At 28.5% G+C, this 15,768-nt stretch carries 14 protein-coding genes; 3 read left to right on the top strand and 11 right to left on the bottom strand.

Features of this window, described 5'->3' with window-relative positions; translation table 11 throughout:
* Window positions 1-104: 104 nt before the first annotated feature.
* Window positions 105-668: a hypothetical protein gene (locus tag AVANS14531_RS05300; RefSeq protein WP_336611594.1), complete on the bottom strand. Its 564-nt coding sequence runs from the start codon at window positions 666-668 to the stop codon at window positions 105-107.
* A 72-nt stretch (window positions 669-740) separates the two neighbouring features.
* Between AVANS14531_RS05300 and AVANS14531_RS05295 the strand changes: the two genes are divergently transcribed.
* Window positions 741-1,106, top strand: a complete 366-nt coding sequence (locus AVANS14531_RS05295; RefSeq protein ID WP_336611593.1) for a DUF4878 domain-containing protein — start codon at window positions 741-743, stop codon at window positions 1,104-1,106.
* Window positions 1,107-1,387: 281 nt separating this feature from the next.
* Window positions 1,388-2,698, top strand: a complete 1,311-nt coding sequence (dcuC, locus tag AVANS14531_RS05290; RefSeq protein WP_239818374.1) for a C4-dicarboxylate transporter DcuC — start codon at window positions 1,388-1,390, stop codon at window positions 2,696-2,698.
* 37 nt (window positions 2,699-2,735) lie between these two features.
* Here dcuC and AVANS14531_RS05285 read toward each other — a convergent pair whose 3' ends face one another.
* Window positions 2,736-3,614: a radical SAM protein gene (locus AVANS14531_RS05285; RefSeq protein WP_336611592.1), complete on the bottom strand. Its 879-nt coding sequence runs from the start codon at window positions 3,612-3,614 to the stop codon at window positions 2,736-2,738.
* Between the two features lie 68 nt (window positions 3,615-3,682).
* On the opposite strand from AVANS14531_RS05285, the gene AVANS14531_RS05280 reads away from it, so the two are divergent.
* On the top strand, window positions 3,683-4,210 hold the full coding sequence (locus AVANS14531_RS05280) for a tetratricopeptide repeat protein (RefSeq protein WP_336611591.1): 528 nt from the start codon (window positions 3,683-3,685) through the stop codon (window positions 4,208-4,210).
* 27 nt (window positions 4,211-4,237) lie between these two features.
* On the opposite strand, the gene AVANS14531_RS05275 is transcribed toward AVANS14531_RS05280, so the two are convergent.
* The 9 genes from AVANS14531_RS05275 to AVANS14531_RS05235 all read right to left on the bottom strand — a co-directional run bounded on the left by AVANS14531_RS05275 (window position 4,238) and on the right by AVANS14531_RS05235 (window position 15,713).
* Window positions 4,238-5,590, bottom strand: a complete 1,353-nt coding sequence (locus tag AVANS14531_RS05275) for an McrC family protein (protein WP_336611590.1) — start codon at window positions 5,588-5,590, stop codon at window positions 4,238-4,240.
* Window positions 5,587-7,653, bottom strand: a complete 2,067-nt coding sequence (locus tag AVANS14531_RS05270; protein ID WP_336611589.1) for an McrB family protein — start codon at window positions 7,651-7,653, stop codon at window positions 5,587-5,589. The genes AVANS14531_RS05275 and AVANS14531_RS05270 overlap by 4 nt, the downstream gene beginning before the upstream one ends.
* Window positions 7,654-8,014: 361 nt before the next feature.
* Window positions 8,015-8,422 (bottom strand): large-conductance mechanosensitive channel protein MscL, encoded by a 408-nt coding sequence (mscL, locus tag AVANS14531_RS05265; RefSeq protein ID WP_239818368.1) that lies wholly within the window; start codon window positions 8,420-8,422, stop codon window positions 8,015-8,017.
* Between the two features lie 48 nt (window positions 8,423-8,470).
* Window positions 8,471-10,591: a carbamoyltransferase HypF gene (gene hypF / locus AVANS14531_RS05260; RefSeq protein ID WP_336611588.1), complete on the bottom strand. Its 2,121-nt coding sequence runs from the start codon at window positions 10,589-10,591 to the stop codon at window positions 8,471-8,473.
* A complete protein-coding gene (locus tag AVANS14531_RS05255; protein ID WP_336611587.1) occupies window positions 10,575-11,717 on the bottom strand; it encodes a hypothetical protein in 1,143 nt (380 codons plus the stop codon). Before AVANS14531_RS05255 ends, hypF begins: the two co-directional genes overlap by 17 nt.
* Window positions 11,707-12,279: a hydrogenase maturation protease gene (locus tag AVANS14531_RS05250; RefSeq protein WP_239818365.1), complete on the bottom strand. Its 573-nt coding sequence runs from the start codon at window positions 12,277-12,279 to the stop codon at window positions 11,707-11,709. The genes AVANS14531_RS05255 and AVANS14531_RS05250 overlap by 11 nt, the downstream gene beginning before the upstream one ends.
* Window positions 12,276-12,923, bottom strand: a complete 648-nt coding sequence (gene cybH / locus AVANS14531_RS05245; protein WP_336611586.1) for a Ni/Fe-hydrogenase, b-type cytochrome subunit — start codon at window positions 12,921-12,923, stop codon at window positions 12,276-12,278. The genes AVANS14531_RS05250 and cybH overlap by 4 nt, the downstream gene beginning before the upstream one ends.
* A gap of 1 nt (window position 12,924) precedes the next feature.
* On the bottom strand, window positions 12,925-14,631 hold the full coding sequence (locus tag AVANS14531_RS05240; RefSeq protein WP_336611585.1) for a nickel-dependent hydrogenase large subunit: 1,707 nt from the start codon (window positions 14,629-14,631) through the stop codon (window positions 12,925-12,927).
* Window positions 14,632-14,633: 2 nt separating this feature from the next.
* Entirely contained in the window at window positions 14,634-15,713 is a 1,080-nt protein-coding gene (locus tag AVANS14531_RS05235) for a hydrogenase small subunit (RefSeq protein WP_336611584.1), read from the bottom strand.
* Window positions 15,714-15,768 lie beyond the last annotated feature (55 nt).

The following is a 15,768-nucleotide window of genomic DNA, read 5'->3' as shown; positions in this document are numbered from 1 at the left end:
TATCAATAAACTTCTTAAAACAATATCGGTTATAATTAAGTCCTTTTCACTACAAGCAGTAAAAATAAGGGCAAAAATTATAGCTATAAGAATTTTAATTGCGCTCATTTTAAATAATCCCTTTCTTCAAAAATTACTTCATGCTCTAATTTTAAAAACTCACTAGGAAGTAAATAATAACCTTTATTAATAGGTAAATCCAAATAAGTCTTATTAAGCTTTATGTTTAAATATTTTTTCAAATCATTATAAATATATGTAGTGCAATATAAAGCATTTTCGCTTTCGTCTAAAACAAAATCACTTTTTAATTTAGCTTTTAAATCATCAATTAATTTTTCTTTATCTTTTAGATTTTTTAATCTTATAATTTTTACTTCTTTAGCACCCTTTAAAAAGTCCTTTAAACCAAACTGAACTACCCCACTAAAGCCAAAATCTTCATAAGTAGCATGAAGAATCTTAGTTGGATTAATGCTAGAAATTATTCCTATATGAGTGTATTTTGAATTAGTAGCTAACTTTATTAACTCACTTTCAATTCCTATACCTTCTCTTAAAATCAAATCTCCAAGCATTAAATTATTTGGAATGCTAAATGAAGAAATATTTAAATTAAAGTATAAATAAAATATAAAAATATTAATTAAAATTATTAATTTTTTCATAAAAACCTTTAATTTATAAATTATTTATTAAAATTTATATAATACTTTTTATTGCTTATTGAAAGGAAAATTATGAAAAAATTATTATTAACAATTGTTGCATTTTTGTTTGTTGCTTGTGGTGGATCAAATCCTGAAGATATTGCTAATAAATTTTTTGAAGGTGTTTTTAAAGGAAAAGTTGATAATGTAGTTGAGTGTTTTGAATACAATCAATATACCAAAGAAGTAGTAAAGGGCAAAGTATCTATGATGGTTTTAACAGCTAGTGAAAAAGCAAAACAACATGGTGGTTTTAAATCAGTAAAAACAAAACTAATAAACAAAACCGAAAATACCGCAAAAGCAACAACTACTTTAATCTTTAAAGATGGAACTAAAATAGATGAAAATGTATCGCTATACAATAAAGATGGAAAATGGTTTATACAAATGTAAAATAATCTAAATTCCTAATTCAAATTCCACTCAAAAAAATTAGAATTTGAATTAGGAAATACAATAATAATTATTATTTAAAAAATAAAAATACTATATTAAAAATTAATCTCAAAATATAACAATACTTTAATAAATTTACTTTAAATGCCTATTTTATCAAATAATACTATTTTTATCTTTTATTTTAAATTTCATTATTATTATTAAAAATTTACGAGATTTAGTTAGTATTAACATAAAAAATATTTATTATTTTTTGAATAATTTAAGGAGAAATTATGGGTACATTCGCAATGATTAAAATCGCTATTGCTTTAATTGTAGTTATTGCAACAATAACTCTTTTAATCAAGCGTCATGAATCAAGAATGGTTCTTTTTACAAGTGGTGTGATTTTATGTATTATCGCAGGTGCTCCTATGGATGCACTAGAAGCTTTTACAAAAGCTATTAAAAAGGCAAATATAATTGAGCCTATCGTAGCTGCAATGGGTTTTGCTTATGTTTTAAAGCTAACTTCGTGTGATAAGCATTTAGTTCATGCACTATCTAAAGTATTAAAATATGCAGGGATTTTCTTAGTTCCTGGTGCTGTATTGATTACTGCTTTTATTAATATTTCTGTTACATCTGCTGCTGGTTGTTCTGCTGCTGTTGGTGCTGTTATTATTCCTTTACTTATGAGAATGGGAGTTCATCCTGCACTTGCAGCTTCAACTGTTTTATTAGGAACTTACGGAAGTGCTAACCTAAACCCAGGCTATCATCAAACAAACATCGTTGCTGAAGTTAGTAAAGTTGATGTTATGGAAGTTATTCATTATGAAGCATTTTATTTTGGTATGAGTGCGATTATTTGTGCTATAGGATTAATGATAGTTGGAATTGTGCTTAAAGAATATAAAGGTTATGTTCCTGAAGATTTAGAAAATGATGATGAAAACTTTAAAATTAATCCTATAAAAGCTATTGTTCCTATTGTTCCTGTTGCTATACTTTTAATTCTTAGCAATTCACATTTTAAAGAATGGTATGAAGCAAGCTTTGCACTTAAAGTGCCAAAAGTTGGAATCGGTCATGCAATGATTATAGGTTCATTACTTGCATTTATCACTTGCATTAAAGATGTAAAAGCTGGTGATGTTATGAAGAAGTTTTGTGCTGGTATGGGAGAAGGATTTTCTCATGTTTATGGAATAATCATTTGTGCAGGAATATTCGTTGCAGGTCTTAATGCGATGGGATTTGTTCAGCAATTAATTGATTTTATGAAATCAAATCCAAGCATTGCAACATTTATTGGTTCGGTTGGAACTTTTGCTCTTGCTTTAATTACAGGAAGTGGCGATGCAGCAGGAATTGCATTTAATCAATCAGTTACTATTAAAGCTGCTGATATAGGGCTTGACCCAGTTCATTTAGGTTCAGTTGTAACGGCTGTTGCAGGTCTTGGAAGAAGTATGAGCCCAATTGCTGGTGCAGCTATTATTTGTGCTACTTATGCTAAAGTAAATCCAATTGAACTAGCAAAAAGAAACGCACTACCTACAATAATTGCTGCTATTGTTTATACGATAGTTGCTATTTAATTTAACTTTCCTAATTCAAGAATTTGAATTAGGAATTTCATTTATTTAATTTGTAAAAATTAATATCATTTATCTTTGCTAATTTAACGATATTTTTTTCTAGCAATTCTTTTAATAATTCTTTATCATTTATGCTTATTTCATCTTCGCTAAGCGGTCTTAATTCTAAAGTTTTTAGTAAATCATCATATGTTTTTTCGTTTATTGTTCTTGAAATAATATTTACATTAATATTAGTAAGCAAGCTTGCTAATTCTTGTAATTTTTCAAAACTTACAGCCTTTACATCATAATCACTTGGCCTATCAATAGTGCCTAAATCAAGTCTTGAAGCTTTTATATTTTTTAAGATTTCATTTAAAGCTATAAAATCTTCTTTATTATCATTAATTCCTTCCAAAACTAAGCATTCTAAAACAAGTTCGCCTTTATAAATATTACTAAAATTAATAATTCCTTGAATTATTTTTGATAAATCTATGTTGCTTCTATCGATCTTGCGAAAGACTTTTTCATTTACACTATCAAGGCTAAGTTTTACAGCGTCAAGTTCTAATAAGGCTTTTTGAATATTTTCATCAAAAATAGTGCTTGCATTGCTTAAGATTAGTGATTTTGCATTTTTTTTAATTTTATTAATTTCTAAAATTAATTCCTTTAATTTTGGGTATAAAGTAGGCTCTCCATTAGCACTTATGCTAATATAGTCTAAATCCTTATGAATATCTAAAGCCTTTTTTAGCTCACTTATAATATATTCAACGCTTAAACTAGCTTCATTTTTGTGCTTTATCTTTGCCTTTCCTAGCTCACAATATAAGCAATCAAAATTGCAACATTTCTCATTAGGACTTAAATCTATACCTAAAGATTTTTTAAATCTTCTTGAATTAATTGGACCAAAAATTACCTTCATATTTATCCTTAAAAATTAATAGAATTTGAAATAGGAATTAAGATTATAATAAACCAAAAGGAGATTTTATGAAAAAATTATTATTAATAAGTATATTATTTTTTACAGCTTGTTTTGAAGAAAGTTTAGAAAGCAAATGTAAAAAGAATGATAATGAAGCATGCTTTCAGCAATATAAAAATTATTATTATGATAAACAATACGATAAAGCAATGCAAATGCTTGAAATTGCTTGCAATAACAATCACTTAAAATCTTGTCATAATATAGGTGTTTATGCTTATAATGATAATGTGTATCCAAGAGATTTTTTAAGAGCGATAAAGCATTTTCAAAAATCATGCGACTTAGGAGATGTAAATGATTGCAAATTTATTGCAAAATTGCACTATGATTTTATTAAACTTAATAAAAATAATTTTAATATAGCTTTAAAATATTCTATAAAATTATGTGATTTAAACGAATACGAATATTGCTTAATGGCTGCGAAATTAAACTATTCAACCAATAAAGATAAAGCAAATATATATGCTCAAAAAGCTTGCGATGCTAAATTGCAAGAAGCTTGCAAAATGCTTGAAACTATAAAATAATAATAGGTAGAACTATTGTCTTCTACCTTAAAATTGATTTAAAATATTTTGAAGATTATTTATAAATTTTTTTTCTTTTTCTTTAAGACGTTCTATTATATCTGCCTTTTCTTTTTTATTATCTTTATCATTTTCATCTTGACTTAAATTAATCCCTAAAATAGCCATATTGCTATCTTTACCAGCTACTTGCTCCATAGTTACACCATCAGTATTAGGAGATAAAAATATTCCCAAAGGTGCGTTAAATCTATACATATAAGCACTCATTTGATACAAGTCTTCTCTACTTATAGCTCCAGCATCACAAGATGTTTTGCCTAGACTTGAATAATCTTTATATTTTGCATCTAATACAGCTACAAGCTTACTATCTTTATAAATAAAAAAATCAGGTCTAAGCTCTCTTAAATTACCATCAAAAAGATAATTTTTACTAGCAAAATTACCATTAACGACCTTAAAACCTTGCAAATTTTTACTCATAAGCTTATATAAATACCCTTCCCAAACTTCGCTTAAATCCAAAAAATATCCAAAACCATTAGAATTATCAAAACTTGATTTTGAGCCTTGATTTTTGATGATTAGCTCACTTAAAGATACTACCTTTTGATAAGCTTTATTTAGTGGGGTATAATGTATGCTTTTTAACTCATCTAATCTCACATCATCACCAACTCCAAAATCTCTTAACATTTGAATGTGTGATGAAACACTATTTAACATATTGCTAAAACCTATCTTTAATAGATGATCGTATGCTTTTAAAATCGCTCTATTTATAGGGGTATTATAAGTTTGCTTTGAGTAAGAACAATAAAATCTATTAGCATTTACAAGGTTGTGCTTTATGTGATTTGATATATCTAGGCTACCTTTAAAATACTTTTGATTTTTCTTTATTCTTTCGTAGTTTTTAGGGATATTTGATTTATTTAAGGCGTATTCAAGTGAGCCAACCCAAAGCATACATAAAAGCCAGTAATTATGCTTGCAACTTGCCGAACCTGTGACGCTTTTAGGTAAATAAAGCCCTAAAGCGTATGAGTAAAGATAATCCCTAATAGCATCTCCAAAGCGTGGAGAGATAGTGATATTTATAGTGCCTTTTGAATAAAAGCCTACATAATAAGAAGTTTTTAAAATGATATTATTTTCATCAATATAATCACAATCAATTATATTAACATCATCTTTTTTATAAGCATTCGTGCTTATATTTATAAAATCTAGCTTATTGTCTTTTAGCTCTTTTATGGCTTTCATGGTTAGGCTTGTGTTTGCTTGAGTGTTGAAAAAACACTTATGCTCAGTGCAATCATCAAGCTTTATACTTTTAATTTCTCCTTGCTTGTTTGTGTTATCAATTTTTATCATTCTTCATCTAACTTTTTTGTAAAATATTCTTTTATTTTGCCAATTCTTTCTTTGATGTTATTATCATCATAGCTTAATCCTAGATATTCCATCAAAAGTGGCTCAATATGATAAATCCAAAGTTTTTCTAAGTGGCTTCGGTTGATATTTTTTTCATCATCTTTTATAAAGCTTTTTATTTTCATAAAATACGCATGACCGATTTTGTAATAATCTTGAGTATTTTCTAGCTTTATAGCTTCTAACTCTTTCTTTTTCTTATCTTCATAATCGCTTAAATCTTCATCACCTGATAAAAAATAATTTAGTTCTATACATCTTTGAACATAGCTATCTATATTATTAAAATTATCTTTTTTATCATTTGATTGTTTATATTCTTTAAAAGCTTCATGTATTGCACCATAATCCACACCTACTTCATAAAAGCCAAATCTTCTTCTAAGTGCTAAATCAAATGTAGCCAAACTTTTATCCACATTGTTCATAGTGCCTATGATATAGACATTGCTAGGTATACAAAACTCATCAAAATTAGCTACACTTACACTCTCATCACGATACTCAAGAGCATAAAGTAGCTCTCCAAATACTTCACTAAGATTAGCCCTATTTATCTCATCTATTATAAAAATAAAATCTGTGTTTTCATTCGCTTTCGCACAATCGCAAACCTTTTTAAATATCCCATCATTTAGCTTATAAGATAAACTACCATCATTTTTTACATTTGGAGCTATACCACCTATGAAATCTTGATAAGAATAGTTTGGATGAAACTGCACTATATCCCATATTATTTTCTTATTTTCACAGATCTTTTTATATTCTTCTTCATCTTTTTTATTTTTAAGTAGTTTGCTAAATTTACAATTATCTAGCTCATTTTTCTCATCATCTTTAGCTTTTTCTACTAAGCTTTCTTCTTGTGATTTAGTTTGCCATTCTTTTATAATCTCTTTAGCTGAATAAGTCTTGCCTGTCCCTGGCACTCCATAAAGTATGATTTGTTTATGAGTTTCAAGTAAATCTGAAATATTTTTCATATCGGTTTCGCCTATACATAAAAGAGATATGATTTTTGAAACCTTTTGTAAATTTTCTGTAGTTTTATTTGCACCTTTTCCAAAAATTTTTTCATAAATTTTACCGCTCACAATCTTCCAAATTGCTGGAAAACTATCAAAATGACAATCGGTAATTTTTTTTGGATATTCGTTTACATTATCTCCAAGATTATCTTTTATTTGTTTTTTAAATTCATCTTCTTTAAAAATCTCTTGCATAAAATCAGATTTTAAAAAGTTCCTAAAAGCATCTAGACTTATAGGGTGTATTACCTTATCGGCATTCGCCCACATCCACATAAACTTATACGGAAAACGAAACTCTAAAATCTTTTTCTGTTCTTCATAGTCTATTTCTACATCTTTAGGTTTATCAATATCTGCCTTTGTCACTCTACCAGGATAGCATAATGCTATATATGTTTCTTTTTTAATATTACTAGTATCACAACAATTTTTTATAAAATCAACAAATTCTATAAACAAAGTATTATCAGAAAAATGAGAATTTATCCAAGCGCAAGTCCCTTGAGAGTATGTAGAGCCTTCAAAATCATAATTTAATTTCTTATTACTTAAAATCCTATATTCGTTAACTACGTTGTTGGTTTTAAAGTCATAACCACTCATAACAAAAAGTAATTTTAAGACAAAATCTTTTTCTATTTCATCAAGTCTTTCCTTGAAAGCTTTATTTTGATTTGTCATACCTATTAATTTTTTATCAACAACAAACACTCTACCTAACCCAAAATCTCGTTCACAACTTTTATATTTATCTAGGTTACTACTGTCTTTTGGGAATTTATTTTGAACTTCATTAATATATTTGTTTATATCTTTTTGTATATTTTGCCAATCAATTTGTATTGTTTTAGCTTTACTTAAAATATTACTAACACCATCAAATCTATCACTAATAGCTTGCTTGCTTTTTTCTAGTTTCTTATAATTATCATCTAAATAAAATTTTAAAGTATTTTCATCTATATACATTTTTTCTCCTTATATTTTTAAATTATACATTTTAAAATGTATTAATATAATTTTATAAATCATAAAACCTACAAAAGATTTTAGTTTAATTAGCTAAAAACTATCTTGTTTTATCCTTTGCACTAGCTCAAACCATTAAACTAAACTAACAAATCACAACAAAAATATGTCTTAAACTCACTTAATCTTAATACATACAAATTTGATAACTTTAAAGGATTGCTTTTTTACCATTGCTTGTAATAAACCCAATCATCGCAATCATAGTAAATAGTATAGATGAAATCAAAAATAAAAATGAAGAAAATAATTCTAAGGATATGATATAAATTAAGCTAATCATTAAGATTAGCTTAAAAAATTATTTGTTTTTTAACAAATCTCTAATTTCGGTTAGTAGCACAATGTCTTCTGCAGGTGCAGGAGCTGGAGCTTGTTTTTCTTCTTCTTTTTCTGCTTTTTTAAGCTTATTAATTAGCTTTACAACAACGAAAATTGAAAAAGCAATGATTAAAAAATCAACAACATTTTGAATAAACATACCATAATTAACAGTTACATTCTCAGCTTCTTTGGCACCTTCTTTGATAACTAATTTTAAATCACTAAAATCAACTCCACCTGTTAAAACCCCAACAATAGGCATAATAATATCGCTTACAAGTGAGCTTACAATCTTACCAAAAGCAGTTCCGATAACCACACCAACAGCTAAATCCACAACATTGCCACGCATAGCAAATGTTTTAAATTCTTGTAAAATTTTCATAATTAATCCTTTTTGAAAAAAGGCGTGATTTTATCAATATATAATAAATTAATCCTTAAAATTCATATTATTTAAGAAGTAATTAAGTTGTCCTAAAGCAATGCAACTATCATTTATAGCAAAATCTTTTGGAGTATAAAATTTATATTCTTTATCTTCTAAAAGCAACCTTAAAATAGTTTTATTACAAAACACTCCACCACTTAAAACCGCTCTTTTACTAGGACTTAAAGCTTTGATTATATAAACAATTGTATTTATAAACTTAGTGCATGCAAGCTCAGGACTTTCGTTTATGCAACTTGCAAAAATATCTTTATAATTTATAATTCCTAATTCAAATTCTATCTTATAAATATCTTTTATATTCTCGTTATAATAGCTTTCTATTAGCATTCCTGAATGTGCTTCAAAATCGTTCTTTTTTAACCCACAAACAAGATAAGCAAACGCATCAATTATCCTACCAAGTGAGCTTGTATAAAGCTTGCAGTTTTTTAAGGCTATATCATAATTATTATTTATTTGATAAGGTAATTCGTATTTTTGCATAATAGCATAGGCTAATAATTCATTATTTTTAACATTCACTAATTTAAAATTATCAAAAGAAAAAGCAGTATTAATTATATTTCTTGTAACGTCTAGCACTTCTCCACCACTTATATGATGATTATTCTTAAATCCCGTACCATCAAAACAAAATGCTCTAATATTTTTAAGATTTAGGCTCATTGCATGGGCTGCGTGATGATAGATTTTTATAATTTTTGTGGTTTTGCTAATTCCTATTTTAAATTCTTTTGTAATTTTTTCGTGGTATAAAAAATGTGGGTGTAAATCAGCCAAAATATAATCAAATTTGATTTTATAATTACTCACAAAAAATCTTAAAGTTTTAATGAAATTTTCATAAACACTAATATCCTTTAAATCCCCTATGAAAGGTGATTTTATACAAAGCCCATTTGTATATATTAAAAACTCGTTTTTTTCTTCCATTCCAAGAGCAAGAATATTTATATTTTTCTTTATTTTATGATGAAAATAATACGGCGAAAAGCCTCTAGCACTTCTTAGATGATGATAAGTATTATTAACTACTTGCCCTACACTATCATCAATTTTATTAATAATTTTTCTATTATGATTTATTATTAAATCAGGTTTTAATCTCTTAAACTCGCTTTTTTTAGAATAAATCATCTCACCACTTTTGTTTGCACTAGTAGCCACTAATGCAAAATCAAGCCCCTTAAAAAGTATATGAAATATCGGTGCAGTTGGCAAAAATATACCTATTTGGCTAAATTCAAAATGTATATTAAAAGCAGTTTTATTAAGACTTTTAAGTAGCATTATAGGTCTTTGCTCACTTTTTAAAACCTGCTCTTCTTTTTTTGAAATTTTGGCGTATTGCTTAGCCATTTTAATATCTTTTACCATTATTGCTAAGGGTTTTTTAGGTCTTTGTTTTAAAACTCTTAATTTATCAACCGCTTTACTATCGTTTGCATTACACAATAAATTAAATCCGCCAACGCCTTTAATCGCTACAATTTTGCCATTTTTAAGATATTTTATAGCCTTTGCTAAATCCACACTAAGCCTTGCTCCACAACTATTACATGCAATAGGCTCAGCAAAAAACCTTCTATCATCAAGGTCGTTATATTCTTTACTGCATTCATCACACATAATAAACTCACTCATAGAAGTATTTGCTCTATCATAAGGGATTTTTCTTATCACGCTATATCTTGTACCACAATTTGTACAATTTATAAAAGGATGATTGAATCTTCGTTTTAGCTTAGGATTATTAAGCTCTTTTATGCAATCCTTACAAGGAGCAAAATCTGGCAAAATAACTGCAAGATTACGCTTATCTTTGCTTGGTTTTTTGATAATAAAATCATTATAAGTTTCATTAGTTTTGCTTATTTTTACTTTTTCTATACTTGCTAATGGGCGATTTTTTTTAAGTATTTGTTTTAAGTCTTTTATAAATTCTCTAGCTCTTTTTTCATCGCAATCAAGAGCTAAACTAACTCCTAAAGTATCGTTTAAAATATAGCCATTAAGTCCTTTAGCTTTGGCTAATTTGCAAACTTCAGGGCGAAATCCTACTCCTTGAACCTTGCCTGTTATATTAATTAAAACACTCACTATTAGCCCATTTACTAATTTTTAAATGTGGATTTAAAAATGCGTTGTAGCTTAAAAACGAACTATACTCTATAAGCTTTGTGCTTATGTATCTTTCATCAGTATTTAAATTTCCAAGCATTTTTACAAGCCCTTCAAAAAACCCTACTTCAATCATCGCTGCATTTGCTAATCTAAAGCTCATTAATGAAGAGATTAATTTTGCTATATTTAAGCCGTTTTCATCAATTATAAAATCAACTCTAACGCCCTTTGTATAATTATTAGGAACTAGCTTTAAAACATCGCTTTCTAGTATTATGTTAGCAAGTTTAATTAGAGCAAAAATATTATCTTCAACCAATTCAAAATCACTTAAGCTAAATTTCTTTTCATAATTTGCTAAGAGTTTTTCTCCATGCTCTAAACCTTTTAAAAGCTTAATCAAACTAGCCTTATTTTTAGGTAATTTAAAGCTTAATTTATCAATATTAAAAGCATTTGATAACTCATTAGTATAAGGATTTTGAATAATACAAAATGTATCGTTATAAGGCTTAATTATTAGTGCGTTTTCTGACTGTTTTATATAATAAAGCTCATTGCTTTCTTTTAGTTCATTATACAAATCTTTATTATTTGCAAAACCTACATATAAAAAATCTTTTAAATTATGAGCTTTTTTATAAAGTGATTTTGGTGCAAGTTTTATAAATGGTTTTTCATAAGAATTTAGCAATATTTGAGTATTTTTATCACATACAAATGCTTTTTGTAATAATTCATAATTAGCTATAACTACAAAATCACTCTCATTTGTTTTTTCATAATTTTGCACTTTTAATGCTAAATCATCAAAAATCTCATCACAAAGATTTAAAGGTAATTTTGAAATTCCTATTTCAAATTCTTTTCTTTTTTCGCTTTTTTCTTCGCTTACATTAAAATCTTGTAAAAACAAAAAATAAGGAACTTTTTTAATAAGCTCATTAAACTCTAAAATCTTTTCGCTTGCATCATTTAACTCTAACGAAAACTCATTATTTTCATAAAAAAGCTTATAATTTATATTGATTTTTTTTGCAATATGGCTTAAAAATATTCCAAAATCTTTTAAATTAATCTTAAAATCATACCTAATTAACACTGCTTAAATTCCTATAATTACTAATCGCTTTTTCAATACTAAAATCACCTTTAAACTCTAAGTTAAAACCATCTTTGTTTAATTCATTTAAAAGAGTTTTTTGTAATTTAACAAAAGATTTTTGAATACTTTCACTTAAGCCAATCTTCATAGGCTCAAGACGATTTGGAACAATTCCTAAAATCTTGCACTCTGGCAAATCACCAACTAAATTCATAAAATTAAGCATCATTTGCATTTCAAGCTCATGCGCACTGCCTTGATAATTTATATTAGTTGGCACTTGCTTATAATCAAAAAATACAACATCACCTACTTCTAAATCATCAGCATTAATGCAATCAATCACATAAACTTTATCAAAATCAGCAATTATATGGGCTAAATTCATAGCCATTGTTCCGCCGTCTAAAAATACTAATTGAGTTGAAATTCCGTTTTTAAATTCCTCTTGTATTAAAGGATTAGGAGCTAGATTTTTCCTAAAATATTCAAGAAAAATAACTCCAGCTCCCTCATCTCCTATTAAGATATTTCCAATTCCTAGAACTAAAACTCTCATTTATATTTATATCCACTAAATATAGCGTCCATTGCACCATCTTTGCCTTTGATAGCATTAAATACAGCCATATAAATATGAACTCCTACAAAAATCATAGTAATCCAAGTTAAAATATGATGAAGAATTCTAACATAAGCAAGTCCGCCAAACATTTCTTCAAATGGCTTAATAAACGGAGTTATCATAGCAGCAAAACCTTCATGATATACATTTATATAAAGCACGAAACCTGTTAAAATCAGCAATGCTAAAACAATATAAAAGAAAAAATAGCTCACAAATTGAAGTGGGTTATAAACACCTTGCAAGTGTGGATGCTTTCCTAAAAATAAATAAAACTTAATTTGCTCTATCCAAGTTTTAATACTAAAGCAATCCTTTATACTTACACGCTCTTTATGGCTTAATTTATCAAAAATAAAAAGATAAAGTTTAAAGATAAAACAAGCTAAAAGAATAAATCCAGCTACATTATGCACGAAGCGAAACTTTGCTTGTATAAATAGATTTGGCTCAGTTGATTTATCTGGCGAAATAAATACACTTGCTATATAAAAGCCACTAATACAAAGGGCTAAGATAGCAAAAGCTCTTAGCCAATGAGTAGCCCTAAGACCAATAGAAAACTCATAATGTTTCATATCACACCCCTACTTTATATTCACCTAACTTATTACCTTTTTTATCCATAACATGCACAGCACAAGCAATGCAAGGATCGTATGAATGTATTTTTCTAATAATTTCAAGTGGTTTTGTAAGATCTGCAATTTTAAGACCGATTAAGCAAGCTTCATAGCTTCCCATAACGCCATTAGCATCCTTTGGACTTGCATTCCATGTAGATGGAACTACACATTGATAATTTTGCACTATACCATCTTTAATTCTAATCCAGTGGCTTAAAACTCCCCTTGGAGCATTACCTATAAAGCGACCTTTATATTCTTTGTTTTTATCTATTACATAAGGCGCGCAAGTGCTTTGATCAACTTTTAGATTTTCAATTAAACTATCTAAAGCTTTTAAAGCGTGTTCGCTTATAATTTTAACTTCAAGCATTCTTGTTGCAGTTCTTCCTAATGTGCTAAGTAAGTCTTTAAGCTCAATATTTAATTCAGCTAATAAAGCATCAACTTCTTTTACAACGATAGGATTTTTTGCTAAGTAGTTTACAATAATTGTTGCGATTGGTCCTACTTGAACAGGTAAATTATCATATCTTGGAGCTTTAATCCAACTATATTTTCCATTCATATCAAACACTTTAGAATCTTCTAACTCGCCTTTATGATTTAGGGTTTTTTCATCTACTAAACCTGTATAATTTGGCTCTTGTTCGCCATCATAAGGATGAAGTGCTTTATCATTTTTATACCAAGCCCTAGTTGCTTCTTCTGTAATTTTACTCTCATCTACTTCGCTTAAAACAGGGTTTTTTAGCATATTTGTAACAATTCCGCCTTTGAATAAATATTCATCTCCTAAATAAAACTCATTAGAACACATGAAATTATCAACGCCTACATCATTCATTACGCTTGGCTCGTTTTTATAAACAGCTGCAGCCATCTTAATATCAGCCAAATAAGCACGATGAATAAAATCACTAATTTCAAGGAATTTAGTTTTATATTCGCCAATTCTTGCAGGATCAAGTATATCCATAACGCAAGTTACACCGCCAACGGTTAAGCTTTGTGGATGTGGTTGTTTTGCACCAAAAATAGCCATTAATTGTGCTGCAATTCTTTGAATTTTTAAGCACTCTAAATAGTGGCTTAATGCAATTAGGTTTTGTTCAGGGCTAAAGCGATAAGTTTTGTGTCCCCAATAAGCGTTTGCAAATATTCCTAATTCTCCTTTATCAACAAAGCCTTTTAACTTTTCTTGAACAGCTTTAAGCTCTCCAACACCACAAGCAAATGGCTTATCACACCATTTTAGAGCTTCTTGTTCAGCTTTTGCTGGATCAGCACTTAAAGCACTTACAACATCAACAAAATCAAGACCATGCAATTGATAAAAATGAACGCAATGATCGTGCATAAACAATGCAGCATTCATTAATGTTCTTGTAAGTTTTGCATTTTTTGGAGGAACAATACCTAAAGCATTTTCAGCTGCTTCAATACCTGCTCTATAATGCGAATAAGTACAAACTCCACAAATTCTTTGTGTCATAAAGCCTACATCTCTTGGATCTCTACCTTTTACAATAGTTTCAATTCCACGCCAAAGAGTTGAACCTGCATAAGCATCGGTTACTACGTTTTCATCATCAACTATTACTTCTACTCTTAAATGTCCTTCAATTCTCGTAATTGGATCTACTACTATTTTTTGCATTTTTATTCCTTATCTTTTTTAATTGTTGAAATTGTTGCATGAGCAGCTATTGCTACTCCTGTTAGTGTTAATACACCTATTCCTATCTTATCACTTGTTGCATCATTAAAAAATGTTCTAAATGATTTATTTTTAAGTGGCTCTTCAAAAGCTTGCATACTATCCCAAAAATCAGGCTCAGAGCAACCTATACAACCATGTCCAGCTCCGATTGGCCAGTTTGTGTGCTGATTAAATCTATGCTTTGCACAATTATTGAATGTATATGGTCCTTTACAACCAACTTTATAAAGACAATAACCTTTCTTAGCACCTTCATCACCAAAGCTCTCAACAAACTCACCTGCATCAAAATGCCCTCTACGCTCACAATAATCATGAATTCTATGTTCATATGCCCACTTAGGACGATTAAAATTATCAAGTGCCATAGAACCAAATAATAATAATTGTAGCACTGAGCCAACGATATTTTTCTCACTTGGAGGACAGCCTGGAACATTGATTACGCTTTTATTTGTAATCTTGCTAATTGGCACAGCATTTGTTGGATTTGGAGCAGCTGCTTGAATACCACCAAAGCTTGAACAAGTACCTATTGCTAAAATCGCTTCTGCATTTTCACAAGCTTTTTTTGCTATTTCTTCTCCTGTATGACCTTTAGAGCCTAAAGTTAGATAAAAACTAGAACTTCCTGCAGGAACTGCACCTTCTACTAATAATACATATTTTCCTGCGTGTTTTTTAATAGCGTTTTCTAAGTTTTCATCAGCTTGATGACCGCTTGCAGCCATTACGGTTTCGTGATATTCAATATTTAAATAATCAAATATTAAGCTATCAATTGTAGGTGCGTCACTTCTAAGTAAGCTCTCGCTACAGCCTGTACACTCAGCCATATGTAGCCAAATTACAGGAGTATTACTAGCGTTTTCTACTGCATTTGCAATATTTGGAGCAAAAGTTACTCCAAGTCCTAGCATAGTAGCCATTCCGCTAGACCATTTTAAAAAATCCCTTCTACTAAAACCATGTTCGTTTAGTATTTGCATTAAATCTTTTTTGGCATTAAGATTTTGCATAATATCTCCTTAAAAAAATTTATTAATTTTAATATGATTTAAAGAATTTAAAGTT

Origin of the sequence: Campylobacter sp. Cr9 (assembly GCF_020138295.1) — a bacterium.
In the GTDB taxonomy this organism is placed as follows: domain Bacteria; phylum Campylobacterota; class Campylobacteria; order Campylobacterales; family Campylobacteraceae; genus Campylobacter_E.
The sequence above is the reverse complement of the archived record's forward strand: the minus strand, read 5'-3'. Positions and strand labels throughout refer to the sequence as shown.

Coding starts and splice junctions, on each gene's coding strand:
- AVANS14531_RS05300 (WP_336611594.1), bottom strand. CDS start 668: ATGAAAAAATTAATAATTTTAATTAATATTTTTATATTTTATTTATAC.
- AVANS14531_RS05295 (WP_336611593.1), top strand. CDS start 741: ATGAAAAAATTATTATTAACAATTGTTGCATTTTTGTTTGTTGCTTGT.
- dcuC (WP_239818374.1), top strand. CDS start 1,388: ATGGGTACATTCGCAATGATTAAAATCGCTATTGCTTTAATTGTAGTT.
- AVANS14531_RS05285 (WP_336611592.1), bottom strand. CDS start 3,614: ATGAAGGTAATTTTTGGTCCAATTAATTCAAGAAGATTTAAAAAATCT.
- AVANS14531_RS05280 (WP_336611591.1), top strand. CDS start 3,683: ATGAAAAAATTATTATTAATAAGTATATTATTTTTTACAGCTTGTTTT.
- AVANS14531_RS05275 (WP_336611590.1), bottom strand. CDS start 5,590: ATGATAAAAATTGATAACACAAACAAGCAAGGAGAAATTAAAAGTATA.
- AVANS14531_RS05270 (WP_336611589.1), bottom strand. CDS start 7,653: ATGTATATAGATGAAAATACTTTAAAATTTTATTTAGATGATAATTAT.
- mscL (WP_239818368.1), bottom strand. CDS start 8,422: ATGAAAATTTTACAAGAATTTAAAACATTTGCTATGCGTGGCAATGTT.
- AVANS14531_RS05250 (WP_239818365.1), bottom strand. CDS start 12,279: ATGAGAGTTTTAGTTCTAGGAATTGGAAATATCTTAATAGGAGATGAG.
- cybH (WP_336611586.1), bottom strand. CDS start 12,923: ATGAAACATTATGAGTTTTCTATTGGTCTTAGGGCTACTCATTGGCTA.
- AVANS14531_RS05240 (WP_336611585.1), bottom strand. CDS start 14,631: ATGCAAAAAATAGTAGTAGATCCAATTACGAGAATTGAAGGACATTTA.
- AVANS14531_RS05235 (WP_336611584.1), bottom strand. CDS start 15,713: ATGCAAAATCTTAATGCCAAAAAAGATTTAATGCAAATACTAAACGAA.